The organism is Streptomyces sp. NPDC007162, from assembly GCF_040634175.1.
Taxonomy (GTDB): Bacteria; Actinomycetota; Actinomycetes; order Streptomycetales; family Streptomycetaceae; genus Streptomyces.
In genome coordinates this window covers 1-16,844 of record NZ_JBEYFC010000165.1, presented here as the reverse complement: position 1 = coordinate 16,844, position 16,844 = coordinate 1, and the positions used below count along the sequence as shown (strand labels likewise).

Sequence of the window (16,844 nt, the reverse complement as noted above, 5' to 3'; positions counted from 1 at the left end):
GCGAGGTGGCCGTGAGCCTCGGCTGGCTGGGCCGCTGGACGGACGCGCTGACCGAGTACCGCCGGGTGGCGGTGGCCCGCGAACGCGTGCTGGGCTCCGACCACCCCGACACCCTGGCCAGCCGCAACGACGAGGCACACTGCCTGGAGCAACTGGGCAGGGGGGCCGAGGCGGTCGAACTGTACCGGAGGGTGGCGGTACTGCGTCAGCAGCGGGCCTCCGCCCGGGATCGGTGAAGCGCCCCGCCCGCACAGGCAAACCGGCCCTCCCCGCGGAGCGGACCGGCACGCCTCTTACCCGCCTAGATCATCACGTGTTACGAAGAACCATGCCCCCTGCCACCGAAGCGTCCCGGACCTACGACACAGTCATCGTCGGCGGCGGCCACAACGGCCTGGTCGCAGCGGCCTACCTGGCCAAGGCCGGCCGCTCCGTACTCGTACTGGAGCGACTCGGCCACACCGGCGGCGCAGCCGTCTCCACCCGCCCCTTCGCGGGGGTCGACGCGAAGCTCTCGCGCTACTCCTACCTGGTCAGCCTGCTGCCCAGGAAGATCGTCCGCGATCTCGGCCTGGACTTCCGGGTCCGCGGCCGCACCGTCTCGTCGTACACCCCCGTGGAGCGGGCCGGCCGGCCGACCGGACTGCTGGTCGGCGGCGGTGAGCGGCGGATCCGCGAGGCCTTCGAACGGCTGACCGGCGGCAAGGAGGAGTACCGGGCCTGGCGGCGGTTCTACGGCATGACGGGCCAGGTCGCCGAGCGGGTCTTCCCCACCCTCACCGAACCGCTGCCCACACGTGACGAGCTGCGTCGCCGGATCGACGACGAGACGGCCTGGCGGACAATGTTCGAGGAGCCCATCGGGGTCGCGATCGAGGAGAACTTCACCGACGACCTGGTGCGCGGCGTCGTCCTCACCGACGCGCTGATCGGTACCTTCGCCGACGCCCACGACACCTCGCTGCGGCAGAACCGCTGTTTCCTGTACCACGTCATCGGCGGCGGCACGGGAGCCTGGGACGTACCGGTCGGGGGCATGGGCGCCCTCACCGACGCGCTGGCCGCCGCCGCGCGCTCGGCGGGCGCCGTGCTCGCCACCGGGCACGAGGCGGTACGGATCGAGACCGACGGCCGGACCGCCGAGGTCGCCTACCGCACCACCGACGGCGAGGGAGTCGTCGGCGCCCGCGACGTGCTGGTCAACGCGTCCCCGCAGGAGCTCGCCGCACTCACCGGCGACCCGGTGCCGGAGCCCGCCGAGGGCGCCCAGCTCAAGGTCAACATGCTGCTCAAGCGGCTGCCCAGGCTGCGCGACACCGCCGTCGACCCGCGCGAGGCGTTCGCCGGCACCTTCCACATCGCCGAGGGCTACGAGCAACTGGCCGCCGCCCATGCCGAGGCGGCGGCCGGCCGGCTCCCCACCGCCCCGCCCTCGGAGATCTACTGCCACTCCCTGACCGACCCCACGATCCTCGGCCGCGACCTCGTCCAGCGCGGCTACCAGACGCTCACCCTCTTCGGCCTGCACACCCCCGCCCGGCTCTTCGCCGACGACCACGACGCCGTACGCGCCGAACTCCTCAGATCCACCCTCGCGCAGCTCGACGCCCATCTCGCCGAACCGCTCGCCGACTGCCTCGCCCTCGACGCGGACGGCCGTCCCTGCATCGAGGCGAAGACCCCCCTCGACCTGGAACGCGACCTCCGCCTGCCCGGCGGGAACATCTTCCACCGTGACCTCTCCTGGCCCTACGCCCAGGACGACACCGGCCGTTGGGGCGTCGAGACGCGTCATCCCAACGTCCTGCTGTGCGGGGCGGGGGCGGTCCGCGGGGGAGGGGTCAGCGGGGTGCCGGGCCACAACGCGGCGATGGCGGTGCTGGAACGCGGCCGGGACTGAACCGGCACCGGACGCCGGCGGGCGCGCCCGAGGAAATCTGACGGAGCATCAGAAAACCTCTTCCGTCGGCCGCCCGGCTGCGGCATCCTGCGCCCATGCAGACGGAGCTGAGCAAGACCCTGGGAGTCGAGCACGCCGTCTTCGGCTTCACGCCGTTTCCCGCCGTGGCCGCGGCCATCAGCCGGGCCGGCGGTTTCGGAGTGCTCGGCGCGGTCCGCTACACCGCCCCCGACGACCTCAAACGCGACCTCGACTGGATCGAGGCGCACGTCGACGGGAAACCGTACGGGCTCGACGTCGTCATGCCCGCCAAGAAGGTCGAGGGCGTGAGCGAGGCCGACGTCGAGGCGATGATCCCCGAAGGGCACCGGCAGTTCGTCAGGGACACCCTCGCCAAGTACGGGGTGCCCGAACTCGCCGAGGGGGAGGCGTCCGGGTGGCGTATCACCGGATGGATGGAGCAGGTGGCCCGCACCCAGCTCGACGTCGCCTTCGACTACCCGATCCGGCTGCTCGCCAACGCCCTCGGCTCGCCGCCCGCCGACGTCATCGCACGCGCCCACGGCCAGGACGTGCTGGTCGCCGCGCTCGCGGGCAGCGCACGGCACGCCGTGAAACACAAGGACGCCGGCATCGACGTCGTGGTGGCCCAGGGGTACGAGGCGGGCGGCCACACCGGCGAGATCGCCACCATGGTCCTCACCCCGGAGGTCGTCGAAGCCGTCGCCCCGCTGCCCGTACTCGCGGCCGGCGGCATCGGCAGCGGGCAGCAGGCGGCGGCCGCGCTCGCCCTCGGGGCCCAGGGGGTGTGGCTGGGCTCCCTGTGGCTCACCGCCACCGAGGCCGACCTCTCCTCACCCGCCGTGACCCGCAAACTGCTCGCCGCCGGCTCCGGCGACACCGTGCGCTCCCGCGCCCTCACCGGGAAACCCGCCCGTCAGCTGCGGACCGAGTGGACCGACGCCTGGGACGACCCGGCCGGTCCCGGCACCCTCCCCATGCCCCTGCAGGGCCTGCTCGTCGCCGAGGCCCTCACCCGTATCCAGAAGCACGAGGTCGAGCCCCTGCTCGGCACCCCCGTCGGTCAGATCGTCGGCCGGATGACCGGCGAACGCAGCGTCCAGGCCGTCTTCGACGACCTCACCCGGGGCTTCGAGCAGGCCGTCGACCGCATCAACCGCATCGCCGGAAGGAGCGGCAAGTGACCAGCACGCCCCCCGCCGGATTCTGGGCCCAGGCCGCCCACGACCCCGACCGCACGGTGCTCGTCGCACCCGACGGCGAGGAGTGGACCGCCGGCCGCCTGCACGCGGCCACCAACCGCCTCGTCCACGGACTGCGCGCCGCGGGCCTGCACCGCGGCGACGCCTTCGCCGTGGTCCTGCCCAACGGGCCCGAGTTCCTCACCGCGTACCTGGCCGCCACCCAGGCGGGCCTCTACCTCGTCCCCGTCAACCACCACTTCGTCGGCCCGGAGATCTCCTGGATCGTCGCCGACTCCGGCGCCAAGGTCCTGCTCGCCCACGAACGCTTCGCCGGCCCCGCCCGGCAGGCCGCCGACGAGGCCGGCCTCCCCGCCACCCACCGGTACGCCGTCGGCGAGGTCGAGGGCTTCCGCCCCTACGCCGAACTCCTCGACGGACAGCCCCCGTCGGCGCCCGCCGACCGTGAACTCGGCTGGGTCATGAACTACACCTCGGGTACGACGGGACGCCCCCGCGGCATCCGCCGTCCGCTGCCCGGCAAGCTCCCCGAGGAGGCCTACCTCGGCGGCTTCCTCGGCATCTTCGGCATCCGGCCCTTCGACGACAACGTCCACCTGGTCTGCTCGCCGCTCTACCACACGGCCGTGCTGCAGTTCGCCGGCGCCTCGCTCCACATCGGGCACCGCCTGGTCATGATGGACAAGTGGACGCCCGAGGAGATGCTCCGCCTGATGGACGCCCACAGGTGCACGCACACCCACATGGTCCCGACCCAGTTCCACCGTCTGCTCGCCCTCCCCGAGGACGTGCGCGCACGCTACGACGTCTCCGCCATGCGGCACGCCATCCACGGCGCCGCCCCCTGCCCCGACCACGTCAAACGGGCCATGCTCGACTGGTGGGGTCCCAGCGTGGAGGAGTACTACGCGGCCAGCGAGGGCGGCGGCGCCTTCGCCACCGCCGAGGACTGGCTGAAGAAGCCCGGCACCGTCGGCAAGGCGTGGCCCATCAGCGAACTCGCGGTCTTCGACGACGACGGCAACCGGCTGCCGCCCGGCGAACTCGGCACCGTCTACATGAAGATGAACACCGGCGGCTTCGCGTACCACAAGGACGACGCCAAGACGAGGAAGAACCGCATCGGCGACTTCTTCACCGTCGGTGACCTCGGCTACCTCGACGAGGACGGCTACCTCTTCCTCCGCGACCGCAAGATCGACATGATCATCTCCGGCGGAGTCAACATCTACCCCGCCGAGATCGAGTCCGCGCTCCTCTCCCACCCCGCCGTCGCCGACGCCGCCGCCTTCGGCATCCCGCACGACGACTGGGGGGAGGAGGTCAAGGCCGTCGTCGAACCCGCCCCCGGACACGAACCGGGCCCCGGCCTCGCCGCCGACCTCCTCGCCCACTGCGCCGAGCGGCTCGCCGGCTACAAGTGCCCGAAAACCGTGGACTTCATCGCCGAGATGCCCCGCGACCCCAACGGCAAGCTGTACAAGCGGCGGTTGCGGGACCCCTACTGGGAGGGGCGGACCCGGCCGGTGTGACCGAACCCTGTGGCTCAAGGGCGCGGGTGGGCGTGGCCTGACTGGGAGTGGCCTGGCTGGGGGTGACCCTCCAGGAACTTCGCGAGACCGGCCGCATCGGTACCGATCTTGCGGTAGATGCGCGAGAGCAACTGCCGTACGCCCTGCTCCGTGAGATGCAGTTCCTTGGCCACCACGGCGGCCGGTTGCCCCTGGACGGTCAGTTCGGCGGTACGCAGCTCCTGCGGGCTGAGGGTGTCCGCCTTGACATAGCGCAGGGGCAGCGGGCGCATTCCTGCGGTCGAGAGTTCCTCCCGGGCCCGGCCGGCGAGTGTCTCCGCCCCGCAGTGGACGGCTCCCTCCAGACCCTGGTAGAGCCGGTCGGCGGCCTCCTGAAGCCGTCCGGTGCGCGACAGCGCGGCGCCGTGGCCGATCTGGGCGCGGGCCAGTTCGTAGGCGGCCGGCGACTGTTCCAGGTGGTCGACGGCCGCCGCGTACAGTTCCAGGGCCGCCGGGCCACCGGTCACCTCGGCGAGGGTGTGCAGGGCCTGTCCGACGGTGGAGGCGGCACCGAACTCCCGGGCACGTCGCACGGCCTCCCGGGCATGACCGATCGCCTCGTCCGGGGAGATCGGGGCGAGCGCGGACGCGAGCCGCAGCTGCCAGGGGCACCAGGCCGGATTGCGCCAGCCCCGACCGTCCAGCCACTCCCCGACCGAGGCCAGCAGCCGCGCCGCCTCGGCGTGCCGCCCTTCCGCGAGGAGCAGTTCGGCGTACACGGTGCGGGGGTCGGGGTAGATCACGGCGTTGGGGGCACTCGCGCCGAACTGGTGCGCGTCGGCAAGCACACGTGCTTCGGCCGGGCGACCGCGGGCGAGGAGGGTCTGGATCATGATGCCGACGGCGAACCACTGGGCAGGCACTGCCCCGTCCACCCTGTCCGCGATGCGCAGCCCCTGCCGGACGAGGTCCTCGGCCTCGGTCAGATAGCCGCGGTGGTAGCGGATATAGCCGGCGAGGGTCTGACCGAGGGCCAGGTGCGAGCCGTGCCAGCCCTTGGCCACGCACTCGGCGATTCCCTTGTCGAACAGTTCCTCGGCCCGTCGCGGCTGGTCGGCGTACATGAAGACCAGCGCGACCGAGACGGGGACCTCGAAACCCCGGTTCTCCGCCGTCCAGCTCATGCCGTCGTGCAGGGCCTGCTCGGCGTAGCCGACGGCCGTGTGCCGCGGTTCGCCGCGCAGGGTGGCGTCCCAGGCCCGCAGCCCCAGGATGGAGCGCTCTTCGAGACTGAGACCGGGCAGCTTCTCGGCCAGCCGTGCCAGGGCACGGGAGCGCGCCGGTGAGTCGCGGTCACCGGCCCGGAACATGCCCCAGACGAACTGGTCGGCCTGCATGCGGAGTTTGACACGCGGATTCGTGGCCTGCTTCGCCTCTTCGGTGGCCACCCGCACGGCCTCGGCCAGCTGATCGGTGTGGGCCAGCGCCTGCGTCAGCCGGAACACGATGGAGGCGCGCAGATCGGGGTCGACATCGGGCTCGGCCAGCGCCTGCCGCAGATACCGCACGGTGGCCGTGGGCTCGACCAGGAAGGTGGCACAGGCGAGTTCGTGCAGTACCGCGGCCCGGTCCTCGGGCAGCGGCGGCTCCCGAAGTGCCCGGTCCAGCAGCCGCCGGGCGGTCTCCGTCGCTCCGGCGCGCAGGTTCTCGCGAGCGGCCTCGCGGAAGCAGGCGACCGCCTCGGGATTGCCCTCACAGGGGACCTCCAGCAGATGCCGGGCGGCGACGTCGGGGCCGTAGCCCGCGGCCAGGACGGCTTCCGCGGCGGCATTGTGCAGGCCGGCCCGGAAGGCCGGCGGGCGGATGGACCAGTAGACGGTCGTGGCGGTGAGCGCGTGGACGAACTCGATACCGCCCTCGGGCCCGTGGCCCTCGGCCAGGATCCGCGCCTTGCGCAGCTTCCGGATCGACTCGGCCGCCGCCGCCTCGCCCAGCGACGCGATGGTCGAGGCGAGTTGTGGGGAGAAAGGCGAGCCCAGAACGGACGCGATGTGTGCGAAACGGACGGTCGCCGTGTCGAGCCGTTCCAGCCGCTCGATCAGTCCGGGACCCTTGATCGCGGCGGCCAGTTCACGCATGGCGGGCAGGTCGTCCTCGGTGCCCTCGAGTTTCCGTTCGGCGAGCCGGAGGGCGAGTTCGACCGCTTCGAAGGGGCTCCCGCTGGTGGCCGACCAGCATTCCTTGCAGAACTGGTCCTCGGCCGTCTCCCCGACATGGCTCCGCACGATCCGAGCGACGCCGTCGGGCGTCAGAAGCGCCAGGTCGTGCGGGCGCTCCCCGCGATGCCCCACGAACGTACGGAGCTCCTCGGCCTCCGGGGGCAGTTCCTCGGGCCGGTAGGCGACCACGATCAGCAGCGGGAGGTCGTCGACGCGGGGCGCGAAGGAAGTGAGCCACTTCAGGGACTCCGGATCCGCCCAGTGCAGGTCGTCCAGGAGCAGGACGACGGGGGCCTGCCTGACCGTGAGACGGGTCATGACCCAGTCGAGGCCGTCACGGACGCCCGTCGGGTCCGGCGCGGGGGCGGGCCCCTTCGCTTCGAGACGGAGTACGGCGGCCACCGTGTCGTACCAACTGCCCAGGAAGGAATGGAGCTCTGCCGCGTCCATCCTGGCCAGCGACGGCTGCATCAGCTGACGCACCACGTGGAAGGCCGAACCCTGTTCCGCCGCCCGGCCCAGGCCCGAGAGCACGGTGAATCCGTGGGCCGCCGCCCGCTCACGAGCCTGTGTGACGAGTGCCGTCTTGCCGAGCCCGGCCGGCCCGGTGAAGGCGAGCAGCGCCCTGCGCCTCGCCCGTGGCCGACCGTCCCGGGTACGTCGAAGTTCCTGGAATGCGGCGTCGAGGGCTTGAAGTTCCCGTCGGCGCTCGATCAACGTCTCGTGCTCCGTGACCGGCTGCCGGGGCTCCGTCGCCATGTGCCCTACCGCTTTCTGTCGTTCGGCCCGGGGAGAGCCGAGCGTACGCCTCACCAGGGCACGGCATGACGGATTACGCACCATAGGGTGAATCATGAAATGACGGTGGGATAATGGCCGCTCCCAGGGGTATGGGGCGAAAATGGCGACCTGCCGGTGCCGTTATGGTGCGGCGGCCACCGAGATGACATCCGCGTAGCGCGGCACCGTACGGGACCAGTGGTAACACCCGCGGATCCAGCCGATGACGCCCTCCAGGTAACCGACCCCCGCCGGGCTCAACTCCGGCTTGAGTTCCGCGTAGAGCCGCTGCACCTCCTCGATCGTTCCGTTGATCTCCTGCACGGCCAGGAAAACGGCTCCTTGCAGGGAGCAGGAGTGTTCGCGTCGCAGGGCCAGGGCGAGGTTGATGAGCCCGCCTGCGTGTTCCTCCTTCACCGCGGAGAACAGGTCGGGTATCCACACCGCCGCGTCGGCGGACAGCCGGCTCAGCCGCTGAACCCCCGGGTGGTGCAGTTCGGCAGGGGTGAGTTCGTAGGGCTGGGCGGCCTCGCACAGCGGGTGGAACGGCTCGACGCCCGCAATCAGGGACCGTATGCCCACGCAGTCCCCGGTCCGAAGGAGCGAGGGCTGGGTCTGCGCCACCGCTTCGTACAGCAGGCCGTGCACGTACTCACGGCTCTTCCAGGCCCACCGCGCGGCCTGTGCGGGAGTGCACCGCTCGCGGATCCGCCGATGGAGATCGGCCAGGGCCGCGCCCAGGGGAGTGACAGGCGGACTGCCGTCCCGCAGGATCGATACGCTCTCGCCCAGCATCGACAGGAGCCTGCCCGGAGAGTCCTTGCCGACATCCTCGGCACGGTCGTCGTAGACGAACTGGTAGGCGATCTGATCGGCCATGATCTGCAGGAGACCGGCATCCATGTCGGGGCTGTTGTAGGACGCGAGCTGCGCGGGACGGGTACGCGCGATCATCGCCGCCACCCCCGGTTCGGCGTCGAGGCCCCACTCGCTCAGCCACGCCTCGACCCCGCCCACGGCCTCCGGCTCGTGCGGGTTGCGGCGGAACGGGAACGGCATGTGGAGGTGGGCGTCGATCAGGTCCCTGAGGTTCGGGGCCGGTTCCCCCTCCGTAGCGGCGAGCGGGATTTCCTCATGCGTGGTCGACAACGTCGTCACCTGCCGTTCGTGATTCCGGCGCGCCGTGGGCGGCCGCTGTGCGGGGCGGGGGCGAGGCGGTGGAGGCCGGGTGCGGGCGGGGCTCGCAGGTCATCACGAGGGAGCGCGGCCCCATCGTGATCCCCGGGCGCGGCCGCTGTTCGACGTGTCCCGGCAGATGCCGCAGCCGCCACCGCCCGGCGATGGTGGCGAGCGCCAGGGTGGCCTCGACCATGGCGAACTCGTCACCGAGGCACTTGCGGCTGCCCGCCGCGAACGGCATCATCGCGCGCCGCTGCTCCGCGGTGGGCCGTCCCGGCAGCCAGCGGTCGGGGTCGAAGCGCTCCGGATCAAGGAACGACGACGGATCGTGGTGGAGGAGGTAGGGGCTGTACAGCACGGTGGCCCCCGCGGGCAGCCGGCATCCCGCGAGTTCCGTCTCCTCGGTGGTGACCCGGGTGAAGAGCCAGCCGGGGGACGAGTGGCGCAGCGTCTCGGAGACGACGCACCGGGTGTGGACGAGGTGCGGCAGGTCGTCGGCACGGGGGCGCCGGCCGCCGGGGAGGACGGAGTCGAGCTCGGCGTGCAGGCGCCGCTCCACCTCCGGGTGGCCGGCCAGCAGACTGAAGGCGCTGGCCAGAGTGAGGGCCTCGGTCTCGGCGCCCGTGAGCAGCAGGGTGATCAGGTGGTCGTGGACCTCCTGGTCGGTGACGGCAGGTGTCCCGCCGTTCCCGCACCTCGCCGCGAGCAGCGTGCCCAGCACGTCGTCGCGGACGGCGCCCCGCCGCCGCTGGGCGATCACCGCGTCGATGACGGCGTGCAGACGGCGGAGCGCGCGCCGGTAGCGGCGGTTGGCGGGCGTCGGGAGACGGAAGAGAGCGTCGATCGGGACGACCGTGCGGACGAACAGGCCGCGTACGACGTCCGTGAGACAGTCCCGGACCTCGGCGGCGGTTGTCTCGTCCAGGGAGTCGGACAGCAGGACCCGGCTGATCACGCGGGTCGTCAGGGACATCATCGCCTCCGTCACCGCGACGGGCTGCCCGGTGGGCCAGGCGCGGGACACCGCCTCGGCCTCCGCGGTGATCAGGCCGGTGTACGCGGCCACGTGCGAGGGGCGGAAGCCGGGTTGCAGCAGCCTGCGCTTCTCCCGGTGCGTCGGCTGGCGGCAGGTGACGAGTCCGTCGCCCATCAGCTTCCCGAGCCTGTCGTACAACGGGCCCCCCTTGTCGAAGGTGTGCGGATCCATGAGCACCTCGTGGGCCAGCTCGGGACTGCACACCATCCAGGCGCGCCGGGGGCCCAGCCGTATCTCGACCAGATCCCCGTACGCGGGCAAAGAATTCAGAAACGCCAGCGGCCGTCGGTAGAAGGCGATACCGTGGCCGAAGAGAGGGAATATGCCGGGAGCAGCCCCTGTCGTCCATATTCGTTTTTGTGCAGGCACAGCGCGGTTCACGGAAACCTCCTGCGCAGCTCGGCATGGCAAATGAGCGTAACTGGCCCGGACGTGACGTCCGAGGCAAGTCCTGCCCAGTTGAGCCGTATCCGGGTTTCTCGAATCCCTTCTTCAAAGGGGCGCACGGAAGCACACGGAAGCAGAATCGCCTTTGGCGCACGCCCATTGGTGCACTGCTCGGACACCTGGAATTCCATGCGCCACTCACGTGTTGCCCCGCCCCGGCAGGAACGGATGCGGGCCACCGGGCAGCCGCCCTGTGCCGGGTTCCAGGCCGCCGCGCGCAGTTCGGCGACGGTGTCGGTCAGGGCCGTGGCGAAGCCCGGGTTCGCGGTGTCCGGGGTGTGCGGCGTGCGGACAGCAGGGCGCCCCTGCTGCCCGCGTCCATGGTCCGGTCCCCGGACGCGGGCACCCGGCAGGGTGGCCCCTCCAGTGCCCCGGGGCAAGAACCCGCCGCGCCCATGGTCACCTGCAGCACTGGGCCGAAGGCATCAGGCCGGGCTATGTCCACTTTCCCGACGGGCTGTACCACGAAGTGAGGCTCGCGGCCGCCCACATCATTGCTCCCCCTACGGCCATGGCCTGGCCAGCTGGCGGGGGGGATCAGTCTCGGGACGGCCGCATGGGGAGATCCGGCGCTCACGGGCTTCCTCCGACAGCCTTGTCACAGCCCCGAGCGACGAGTTCCCCGCGCCGGTTCGTCGTTACGGTCACCCGAGTACGCCGATGAGCAGCCCGGGCATGAGAGACAGGGCGATACCGCCAAGGAAGAGGACCACGCTCCCCGCCACGACGGTGATGAACAGCCAAGTGAAGGGATCCCCCAGGGTGTGGCTGGTCCCGGTGTCCGGGACGAACCAGAGGGTCCGCGTGGGGCGCGGTTTGGCGAAGCGACCCGACGGGCGCAGCAGGTGCTGCCTGCGGACGCCGTCGGGGCCGACGAATTCATGGACGAACTCCGGCCAGGGTCCGCTGCCCGTGTAGGCGACGTCCCTGTCGACGTACCGGGCCTCGACCCGGATTCCGCGAGTCCATGGATCTCGCATGCAGGCGAGTCCGGAGCCGAGGATCGGTGCGATGGGGACAACCGCGGCCCAGGCCTCGACGGAGACCCCGTAAGCAAGGCGAAGAAGGCCAGCCTGACCGGGGAGTGACGTTCGCGCAGAGGCGGTGAACGTGCCGGCTCCACAGTGACCGACTGCCGTGCGTGGTGCGCCCGGCGCGTCGCGCCGGACTCGCGGAACAGGCGTTCCAGAGCGGCCGCGAAGGGCCGACCATGCCGGTCGCGACAGGACAGCTCGTAAGGCCCGCGGTGTTCCGTAACGGACGGATGAAGAGTGATCCGCAGCCGCACCCACGGTGCCCTCCCAGGGACGACGGCCACCTCGTCGACGGCCTCGTACGGGAAACGGGTCACGGTCCTGGAGCCCTGCCACTGGACACCGTCCTCCCGGAGCCGGACGGTGACGCCTCCCTCACGCACGATCAGCGAAGGCACTGCAGGTCTGGCTTCCGAGCTCATCGGAACGTCCCCTCCCTGGCACGATCCCCTCCATGGCGCCCCATCCTCCCCCGGCGCCTGGCGGACCACTTGGCGACCCGGACGCGCACGCGTCCAGTACGCCTGGTGGTCAGCGGATTCCGCGGTTGCGGCCCGGCCGGCACCATGCGTGGACGGTCAGGCCGCTCCTTCCTCCTTGGGCGGTCTGCTTCGCCGCACCGCGAGCACGGCTGCGGTCGCGGTCAGGACGAGTACGGCCGCGGCGGGGCCCGCCAGGGTGAGCACGTGCTGGAGGGAGGAGGCGGCCGCGTATCCGGCGGATGCCTCTGCGGTCGCCCAGACGCAGGCCGCGGTCACGCTGTACGGCGCGATGCGGTGGTAGGGCAGACGGGCGGCGCCCGCGCAGTGGGGGGCAAGGGTGCGGATCACGGGGAGGAAACGGGCAAGGAAGACGGCACGGCCGCCGTGGCGGACCATCAGCGTCTCCGCCCGCGCCCAGAGCGCAGGCGGAATGCGACGGCCCGCCCGGCCGGTGCGCAGTCGGTCGGTGAGGAACCGGCCGGTGCGATGGGCGAGGAAGTCACCGGACACGACGGCGCCGACCGCCACGGCGATGATCAGGAGCAGGCTGATATGACCGGTCCGGGCGAGTGCACCCGCCGTCAGGAGCAGGGTCAGTGTGGGGACGAACGCGCCCACCAGCAGAACCGACTCGGCCAGCACCGCCGTGGCCACGACCGCGTAGACCGCGACCGACGGCAGGTGGCCGAGGAGGTCGGAGACCGCATTCACCGCCGCGCCCCGGCGAGACGCTGCGCGGAGGGTTCCGCGGGTATGAGGGGGCGGCGCAGGTGCCAGACGTGGGCGGGGGGCAGGTTGGCCCAGACCGTCCAGCGGCCGGTGGCGTAGGCGCGCTGGTAGGCGGCCATGACCTCGTCCACCGCGGCGTGACGGCGTGCTTCGGCCCGGGAGGCGGTCAGGGCACGTGCCCTGCGGGTGCCGACGTAGGCGAAGTAGGTGAGGGTTCCGCCAGGGTGCAGCAGGTCCATGTAGCGGGCCATGATGCGCTCGACCTGGGCGGGAGCGAAGTTGGTCAGGGGCAGGCCGGAGACAATGACGTCGTAGCGCTGGTCGGTGTCCAGTTGCTCGACGAACGTCTCGTGCACGCTCACCCGTCCGGACGCATGCACCAGGTCCGGGTGCGCGGCGACCAGGCGGCGCAGCTGGGCGGCGAAGCGGGGGTTGGCCTCCACGATGTCCAGGCGGCTGCCCCCGGACAACTGGGGGATCAGGGCCCGGGTGACGGGGCCGGTGCCGGCGCCGGCTTCCAGGACGGCCAGGGGACGGGAGGCCTGGGCCCGGACGGGGTCGGTCAGGGCGCGGGCGAGGGCTTTGCCGCTGGGGGCGATCGCGCCGGTGGTGCGCAGATCACGGGCGGCTTCGATCAGGAACATCCAGCCGTCGGCTTCGCGCTGCGCCAGGACACGTTGGTGGGAGGTGGTCCAGTCATCCATGCATCTGACGCTAGGAATCGCCGCCCGGCAGCAGATCCGCCGTTCTTCGACGTCGTCCCCCGACGAAAGTAGGGGGTGGGCGTCGCCGATCGTCGAGGGGCGGCAGGCGGGTACCTGCCTAGGATTCTGACGGTGAACAGCAGCAGGATCCAGGTGTCGGTGGCGGCCGTCGGGCGGAGCGCGGTCGTGACGTTCTTCGCCGGCGTCGCCGCGGTGAACGGCGCGCAGTTGGTCAGCGATGGCCGGTATGTGGTTCCCATCGGTGCCTCGGCCGTGGCGTGCGCGGTGGTGCTGCTCGTGCCGCGGCTGCGCTGGCCCGTCGCGCCCGTCGTGGTCACCGCGGTCACCGCGTGGTGGGGGTGGATCGGCACGCTGCTGCTCGCTCTTGTCCTGTACGACCTGGCCGCGGCCCGCCGGACGCGGGCGGCGGTCCTCTGCGTCGCCGCCGCGCTGGGCGCCAACCTTCTCGGGTACCCGGCCACTCGGCTGTGGGGACATCAGGAATACGTCACCGCGCTGTTCATCTGGGCCTTCGCGTATGTCGTCGGCATGTGGATCGGCAGCCGCCGGCGTCTGGTGCGGGCGCTGGCCGCCGATGTGGAGCACCTGCGCGTCGAGGCGCAGCTGCGCGAGGAGGCCGCGCGGGTCACGGAGCGGTCCCGGATCGCGGCGGAGATGCACGACGTCCTCGCCCACCGGCTCAGCCTGATCGCCCTGCACACCGGCGTGCTGGCCACCCGTAGCGGCACCCTGCCCGGACCGGTCGCCGAACGACTGGCCCTGCTGCGGGGCGCCTCCACGGAAGCGCTCGCCGACCTGCGGGACGTGCTCGGTGTACTGCGTACCCCCGGCGCCGCACCGAACGATGCCGGCGTCGTGCCCGCGCCGGTTCCCGGAGACGTCCGGCAGCTGGTGGACGACGCCCGTGCCGCCTCCCAGCCCACGGCGCTGACGATCCACGGCCGGCCGGAGGACGCGCCCACCACCCACCGCCTGGCCGTGTACCGCATCGCGCAGGAAGCCCTGACCAACGCCCGCAAGCACGCCGACGGCGCCCCGGTCACGATGACGATCGACTACCGGCCGCCGGCCACCCTCGTGGAGGTCACCAATCCCGCCGGTCTCCCCGGGCAGGCGGCCGCCGTCAGCTCCGGCTACGGGCTCGTCGGCCTGCGCGAACGCGTCAGCGCCCTCGGCGGCCACCTGAGCGCGGGACCGGCCGGGGCGGGCTCCTGGCGCCTGGCCGCCCGTATCCCCCACCCCGCCGGCACGGAAAAGAACGGAACTCCCGCATGATCCGCGCAATGATCGTCGACGACGACGCCCTGGTCCGCCTCGGCCTGGCCGACCTCCTCGACAGCGACCCGGAGATCGACCTCGTCGCCCAGGCGGCCGACGGCCTCCAGGCCGTCGACCAGGCCAACGCCCACCGCATCGACGTCGCCCTGGTCGACGTACGCATGCCACGTATGGACGGCATCACCGCCACTGCCAGGCTGAGGGCGCTGCCCCACCCGCCGAAGGTCATCACCCTGACCACCTTCGACCTCGACCAGTACGTCTACGACGCCCTCGGCGCCGGAGCCGACGGCTTCCTCCTCAAGGACACCGACCCGGCCGAGATCCTGCGCGCCGTCCACCTGGTCGCGGCCGGCTCGGCGATGCTGCACCCCACAGCGGCCCGCCGCCTCATCGACCGCTACCATGCCACCACCCGGCCCCGGGCCGCCCAGGCCCAGGCCCGTATCGACCGGCTCACCCCCCGGGAACGCGACGTACTCGCCCTCCTCGCCCACGGCGAGACCAACGCCGAGATCGCCGCCCGCCTCACCATGCGCGAGAGCACCGTCAAAGCCCACGTCAGCCGCATCCTGACCGCACTGGACGTCAGCAACCGCGTCCAAGCCGCCCTCGTGGCCCGCGACGCAGACCTCACCACATGAGTCGGCCACAACGGCGAAGCGAGCCGCCAACGACCTGGCCGCGTTCCAGCAGCTCTACGACCAGCAGCTCGCCCAGCTCCCCGGCGTCCAACGCCTGACTTCGACCCTCGTCATGAAGAACGTGGTCCAGGACAGACCGTTGCCCGAATATCCGCAGGTAGTGCGGGTTGCCCAGCGGCAGCCCACGGCCGTTCGCGGTGGTGGCACCGCTGAAGGCGACCGCGTTCGACCCCATGCCGGAGTCGGCGGCGTTCCGTGTCCGTACGGCCTTGACCAGCGCCCCGGCGTCGACGCCCCGGGCGGGGGCCGTGGCGCCGCCGGGCGGCTGCGCCGCGGTGATCTCGTCGACGGCACCGCCCTGGCCGCCCGGCACCGACAGGGCGTAGTAGCGGGTGGCCACGTCAGGGCCGGTGATCGGCCGCACCCAGGCGGCGCCCCGGCAGGTGGGGTCGTGATCCGGTTCTGCGCCGGCCAGGCGCCGTACCCGGCGCGACCCAGCAGTGCCGGTGCGGCGAGCAGTCTCGCCACTGTGCCGGACTGCCGTGCACCCCGGAAGTGCAGGTCGCTGGAGAGGTTGCTGCCGGCCGACGAGAGCGAGAGGCCGGTGGCCGCGTCGGCGCCGAAGCCCAGATCGGCGTGGTTCCCGGCGAGGATGCGCGGAATGCCGTACTCGGTGCAGCGGATCACGGCGGACGGACCGCCGTGCGAGGGACGGTCCTGACGCGTCGGCCGCTGTGCCGCGGCGGCCGGTGACGGTACGCATCTGTGCCTCCCAACGCCGTTGCGGGAAGGAGCGGTTGAACGCTGCTGCGGGTGTGCGGTTCGATGGTGCTTGACCTGCCCGGGCGACGGACAGAGGATCAAGAGCCATGACGCAGGGACAGGGCAGTACGGTTGACGGGGTGCTGCGACGCAGCGCCCGACGCACCCCCGCACGGGTGGCGGTGGAGTTCGGCGAGCGCCGGTGGACGTACGGGGAACTCGACGACGCCGTCTCGCGCGCGGCGAGCGTGCTGGTCGGCCAGGGCCTCGGCCGCGGCGACCGGGTCGGAACCTACGGGCACAACTCCGACGCCTATCTGATCGCCTTCCTCGCCTGCGCCCGCGCGGGCCTGGTGCACGTCCCGGTGAACCAGAACCTGACCGGCGACGACCTCGCGTACATCGTCCGGCAGTCGGGCAGCTCGCTGGTGCTGGCCGACCCCGACCTGACCGCACGACTCCCGCACGACGTGACTTCGTTGCCGCTCCGCGACGCCGAGGACTCGCTGCTCGCCCGGCTCGGCGAGGCGGCGCCGTACGACGGGCCCGAGCCGCGCGCCGAGGACCTGGTGCAGCTCCTGTACACCTCGGGGACCACGGCGCTGCCCAAGGGCGCGATGATGAGCCACCGGGCGCTGGTGCACGAGTACCTGAGCGCGATCGCCGCCCTCGACCTGAGCGCCGGGGACCGGCCCGCGCACGCGCTGCCGCTGTACCACTCCGCCCAGATGCACGTTTTCCTGCTGCCCTACCTGGCGGTCGGCGCCACGAACGTCATCCTGGCCGCCCCGGACGGCGACACGCTCGGCACCAGCACCTGCGGCGAGGCGTTGATCGGCCGCCCCTGCTCCAGCCACCTGTACCAGGTCACCCCCACACCGGAGAGCTGGGCGAG

At 71.9% G+C, this 16,844-nt stretch carries 13 protein-coding genes and 2 pseudogenes; 8 read left to right on the top strand and 7 right to left on the bottom strand.

The window, feature by feature from the left end:
* From ABZ646_RS20860 to ABZ646_RS20845, 4 genes are all read left to right on the top strand, one after another.
* On the top strand, positions 1 to 236 hold a 236-nt coding region (locus tag ABZ646_RS20860), incomplete at its 5' end, for a tetratricopeptide repeat protein (RefSeq protein ID WP_360520738.1).
* A gap of 92 nt (positions 237 to 328) precedes the next feature.
* Complete coding sequence (locus ABZ646_RS20855) at positions 329 to 1,900, top strand: NAD(P)/FAD-dependent oxidoreductase (protein ID WP_360520735.1); 1,572 nt, start codon at positions 329 to 331, stop codon at positions 1,898 to 1,900.
* Positions 1,901 to 1,995: 95 nt separating this feature from the next.
* On the top strand, positions 1,996 to 3,105 hold the full coding sequence (locus tag ABZ646_RS20850; RefSeq protein ID WP_360520732.1) for a nitronate monooxygenase: 1,110 nt from the start codon (positions 1,996 to 1,998) through the stop codon (positions 3,103 to 3,105).
* The gene (locus ABZ646_RS20845) at positions 3,102 to 4,655 is read left to right on the top strand and encodes an acyl-CoA synthetase (protein ID WP_360520729.1); all 1,554 of its coding nucleotides are present in this window, start codon (positions 3,102 to 3,104) and stop codon (positions 4,653 to 4,655) included. The genes ABZ646_RS20850 and ABZ646_RS20845 overlap by 4 nt, the downstream gene beginning before the upstream one ends.
* A gap of 14 nt (positions 4,656 to 4,669) precedes the next feature.
* Here the strand turns inward: ABZ646_RS20845 and ABZ646_RS20840 are convergent, their stop codons facing one another.
* From ABZ646_RS20840 to ABZ646_RS20815, 6 genes are all read right to left on the bottom strand, one after another.
* Positions 4,670 to 7,612, bottom strand: a complete 2,943-nt coding sequence (locus ABZ646_RS20840) for an AAA family ATPase (RefSeq protein WP_360520726.1) — start codon at positions 7,610 to 7,612, stop codon at positions 4,670 to 4,672.
* A 162-nt stretch (positions 7,613 to 7,774) separates the two neighbouring features.
* On the bottom strand, positions 7,775 to 8,791 hold the full coding sequence (locus tag ABZ646_RS20835) for a (-)-alpha-amorphene synthase (RefSeq protein WP_360520722.1): 1,017 nt from the start codon (positions 8,789 to 8,791) through the stop codon (positions 7,775 to 7,777).
* Entirely contained in the window at positions 8,766 to 10,217 is a 1,452-nt protein-coding gene (locus ABZ646_RS20830) for a cytochrome P450 (RefSeq protein ID WP_360520741.1), read from the bottom strand. The genes ABZ646_RS20835 and ABZ646_RS20830 overlap by 26 nt, the downstream gene beginning before the upstream one ends.
* A 722-nt stretch (positions 10,218 to 10,939) precedes the next feature.
* Positions 10,940 to 11,275 carry a hypothetical protein gene (locus ABZ646_RS20825; RefSeq protein ID WP_360520719.1) on the bottom strand — a complete coding sequence of 112 codons (336 nt, stop codon included), beginning with the start codon at positions 11,273 to 11,275 and terminating at the stop codon, positions 10,940 to 10,942.
* A gap of 632 nt (positions 11,276 to 11,907) precedes the next feature.
* On the bottom strand, positions 11,908 to 12,522 hold the full coding sequence (locus ABZ646_RS20820) for a VTT domain-containing protein (RefSeq protein WP_360520716.1): 615 nt from the start codon (positions 12,520 to 12,522) through the stop codon (positions 11,908 to 11,910).
* The gene (locus ABZ646_RS20815) at positions 12,519 to 13,244 is read right to left on the bottom strand and encodes a methyltransferase domain-containing protein (protein ID WP_360520713.1); all 726 of its coding nucleotides are present in this window, start codon (positions 13,242 to 13,244) and stop codon (positions 12,519 to 12,521) included. Before ABZ646_RS20815 ends, ABZ646_RS20820 begins: the two co-directional genes overlap by 4 nt.
* Before the next feature lie 132 nt (positions 13,245 to 13,376).
* On the opposite strand from ABZ646_RS20815, the gene ABZ646_RS20810 reads away from it, so the two are divergent.
* The 3 genes and pseudogenes from ABZ646_RS20810 to ABZ646_RS20800 all read left to right on the top strand — a co-directional run.
* Positions 13,377 to 14,540, top strand: coding sequence for a histidine kinase (locus ABZ646_RS20810; RefSeq protein WP_360520710.1), 1,164 nt, complete (start codon positions 13,377 to 13,379; stop codon positions 14,538 to 14,540).
* On the top strand, positions 14,537 to 15,187 hold the full coding sequence (locus ABZ646_RS20805; protein WP_360520707.1) for a response regulator transcription factor: 651 nt from the start codon (positions 14,537 to 14,539) through the stop codon (positions 15,185 to 15,187). Before ABZ646_RS20810 ends, ABZ646_RS20805 begins: the two co-directional genes overlap by 4 nt.
* A 31-nt stretch (positions 15,188 to 15,218) precedes the next feature.
* Positions 15,219 to 15,332, top strand: a pseudogene (locus ABZ646_RS20800) (Lrp/AsnC ligand binding domain-containing protein); the annotation flags it as partial.
* 12 nt (positions 15,333 to 15,344) lie between these two features.
* Here ABZ646_RS20800 and ABZ646_RS20795 read toward each other — a convergent pair.
* Positions 15,345 to 15,913 (bottom strand): annotated as a pseudogene (locus tag ABZ646_RS20795) (acylase); the annotation flags it as partial.
* A 143-nt stretch (positions 15,914 to 16,056) separates the two neighbouring features.
* On the opposite strand from ABZ646_RS20795, the gene ABZ646_RS20790 reads away from it, so the two are divergent.
* A partial coding sequence (locus ABZ646_RS20790; protein WP_360520704.1) for an AMP-binding protein occupies positions 16,057 to 16,844 on the top strand: 788 nt, incomplete at its 3' end.

Bases quoted from the DNA above. Each gene is read 5' to 3' on its own strand.
- ABZ646_RS20855 (WP_360520735.1), top strand. From the start codon at position 329: ATGCCCCCTGCCACCGAAGCGTCCCGGACCTACGACACAGTCATCGTC.
- ABZ646_RS20850 (WP_360520732.1), top strand. From the start codon at position 1,996: ATGCAGACGGAGCTGAGCAAGACCCTGGGAGTCGAGCACGCCGTCTTC.
- ABZ646_RS20840 (WP_360520726.1), bottom strand. From the start codon at position 7,612: ATGGCGACGGAGCCCCGGCAGCCGGTCACGGAGCACGAGACGTTGATC.
- ABZ646_RS20825 (WP_360520719.1), bottom strand. From the start codon at position 11,275: ATGCGAGATCCATGGACTCGCGGAATCCGGGTCGAGGCCCGGTACGTC.
- ABZ646_RS20815 (WP_360520713.1), bottom strand. From the start codon at position 13,244: ATGGATGACTGGACCACCTCCCACCAACGTGTCCTGGCGCAGCGCGAA.
- ABZ646_RS20805 (WP_360520707.1), top strand. From the start codon at position 14,537: ATGATCCGCGCAATGATCGTCGACGACGACGCCCTGGTCCGCCTCGGC.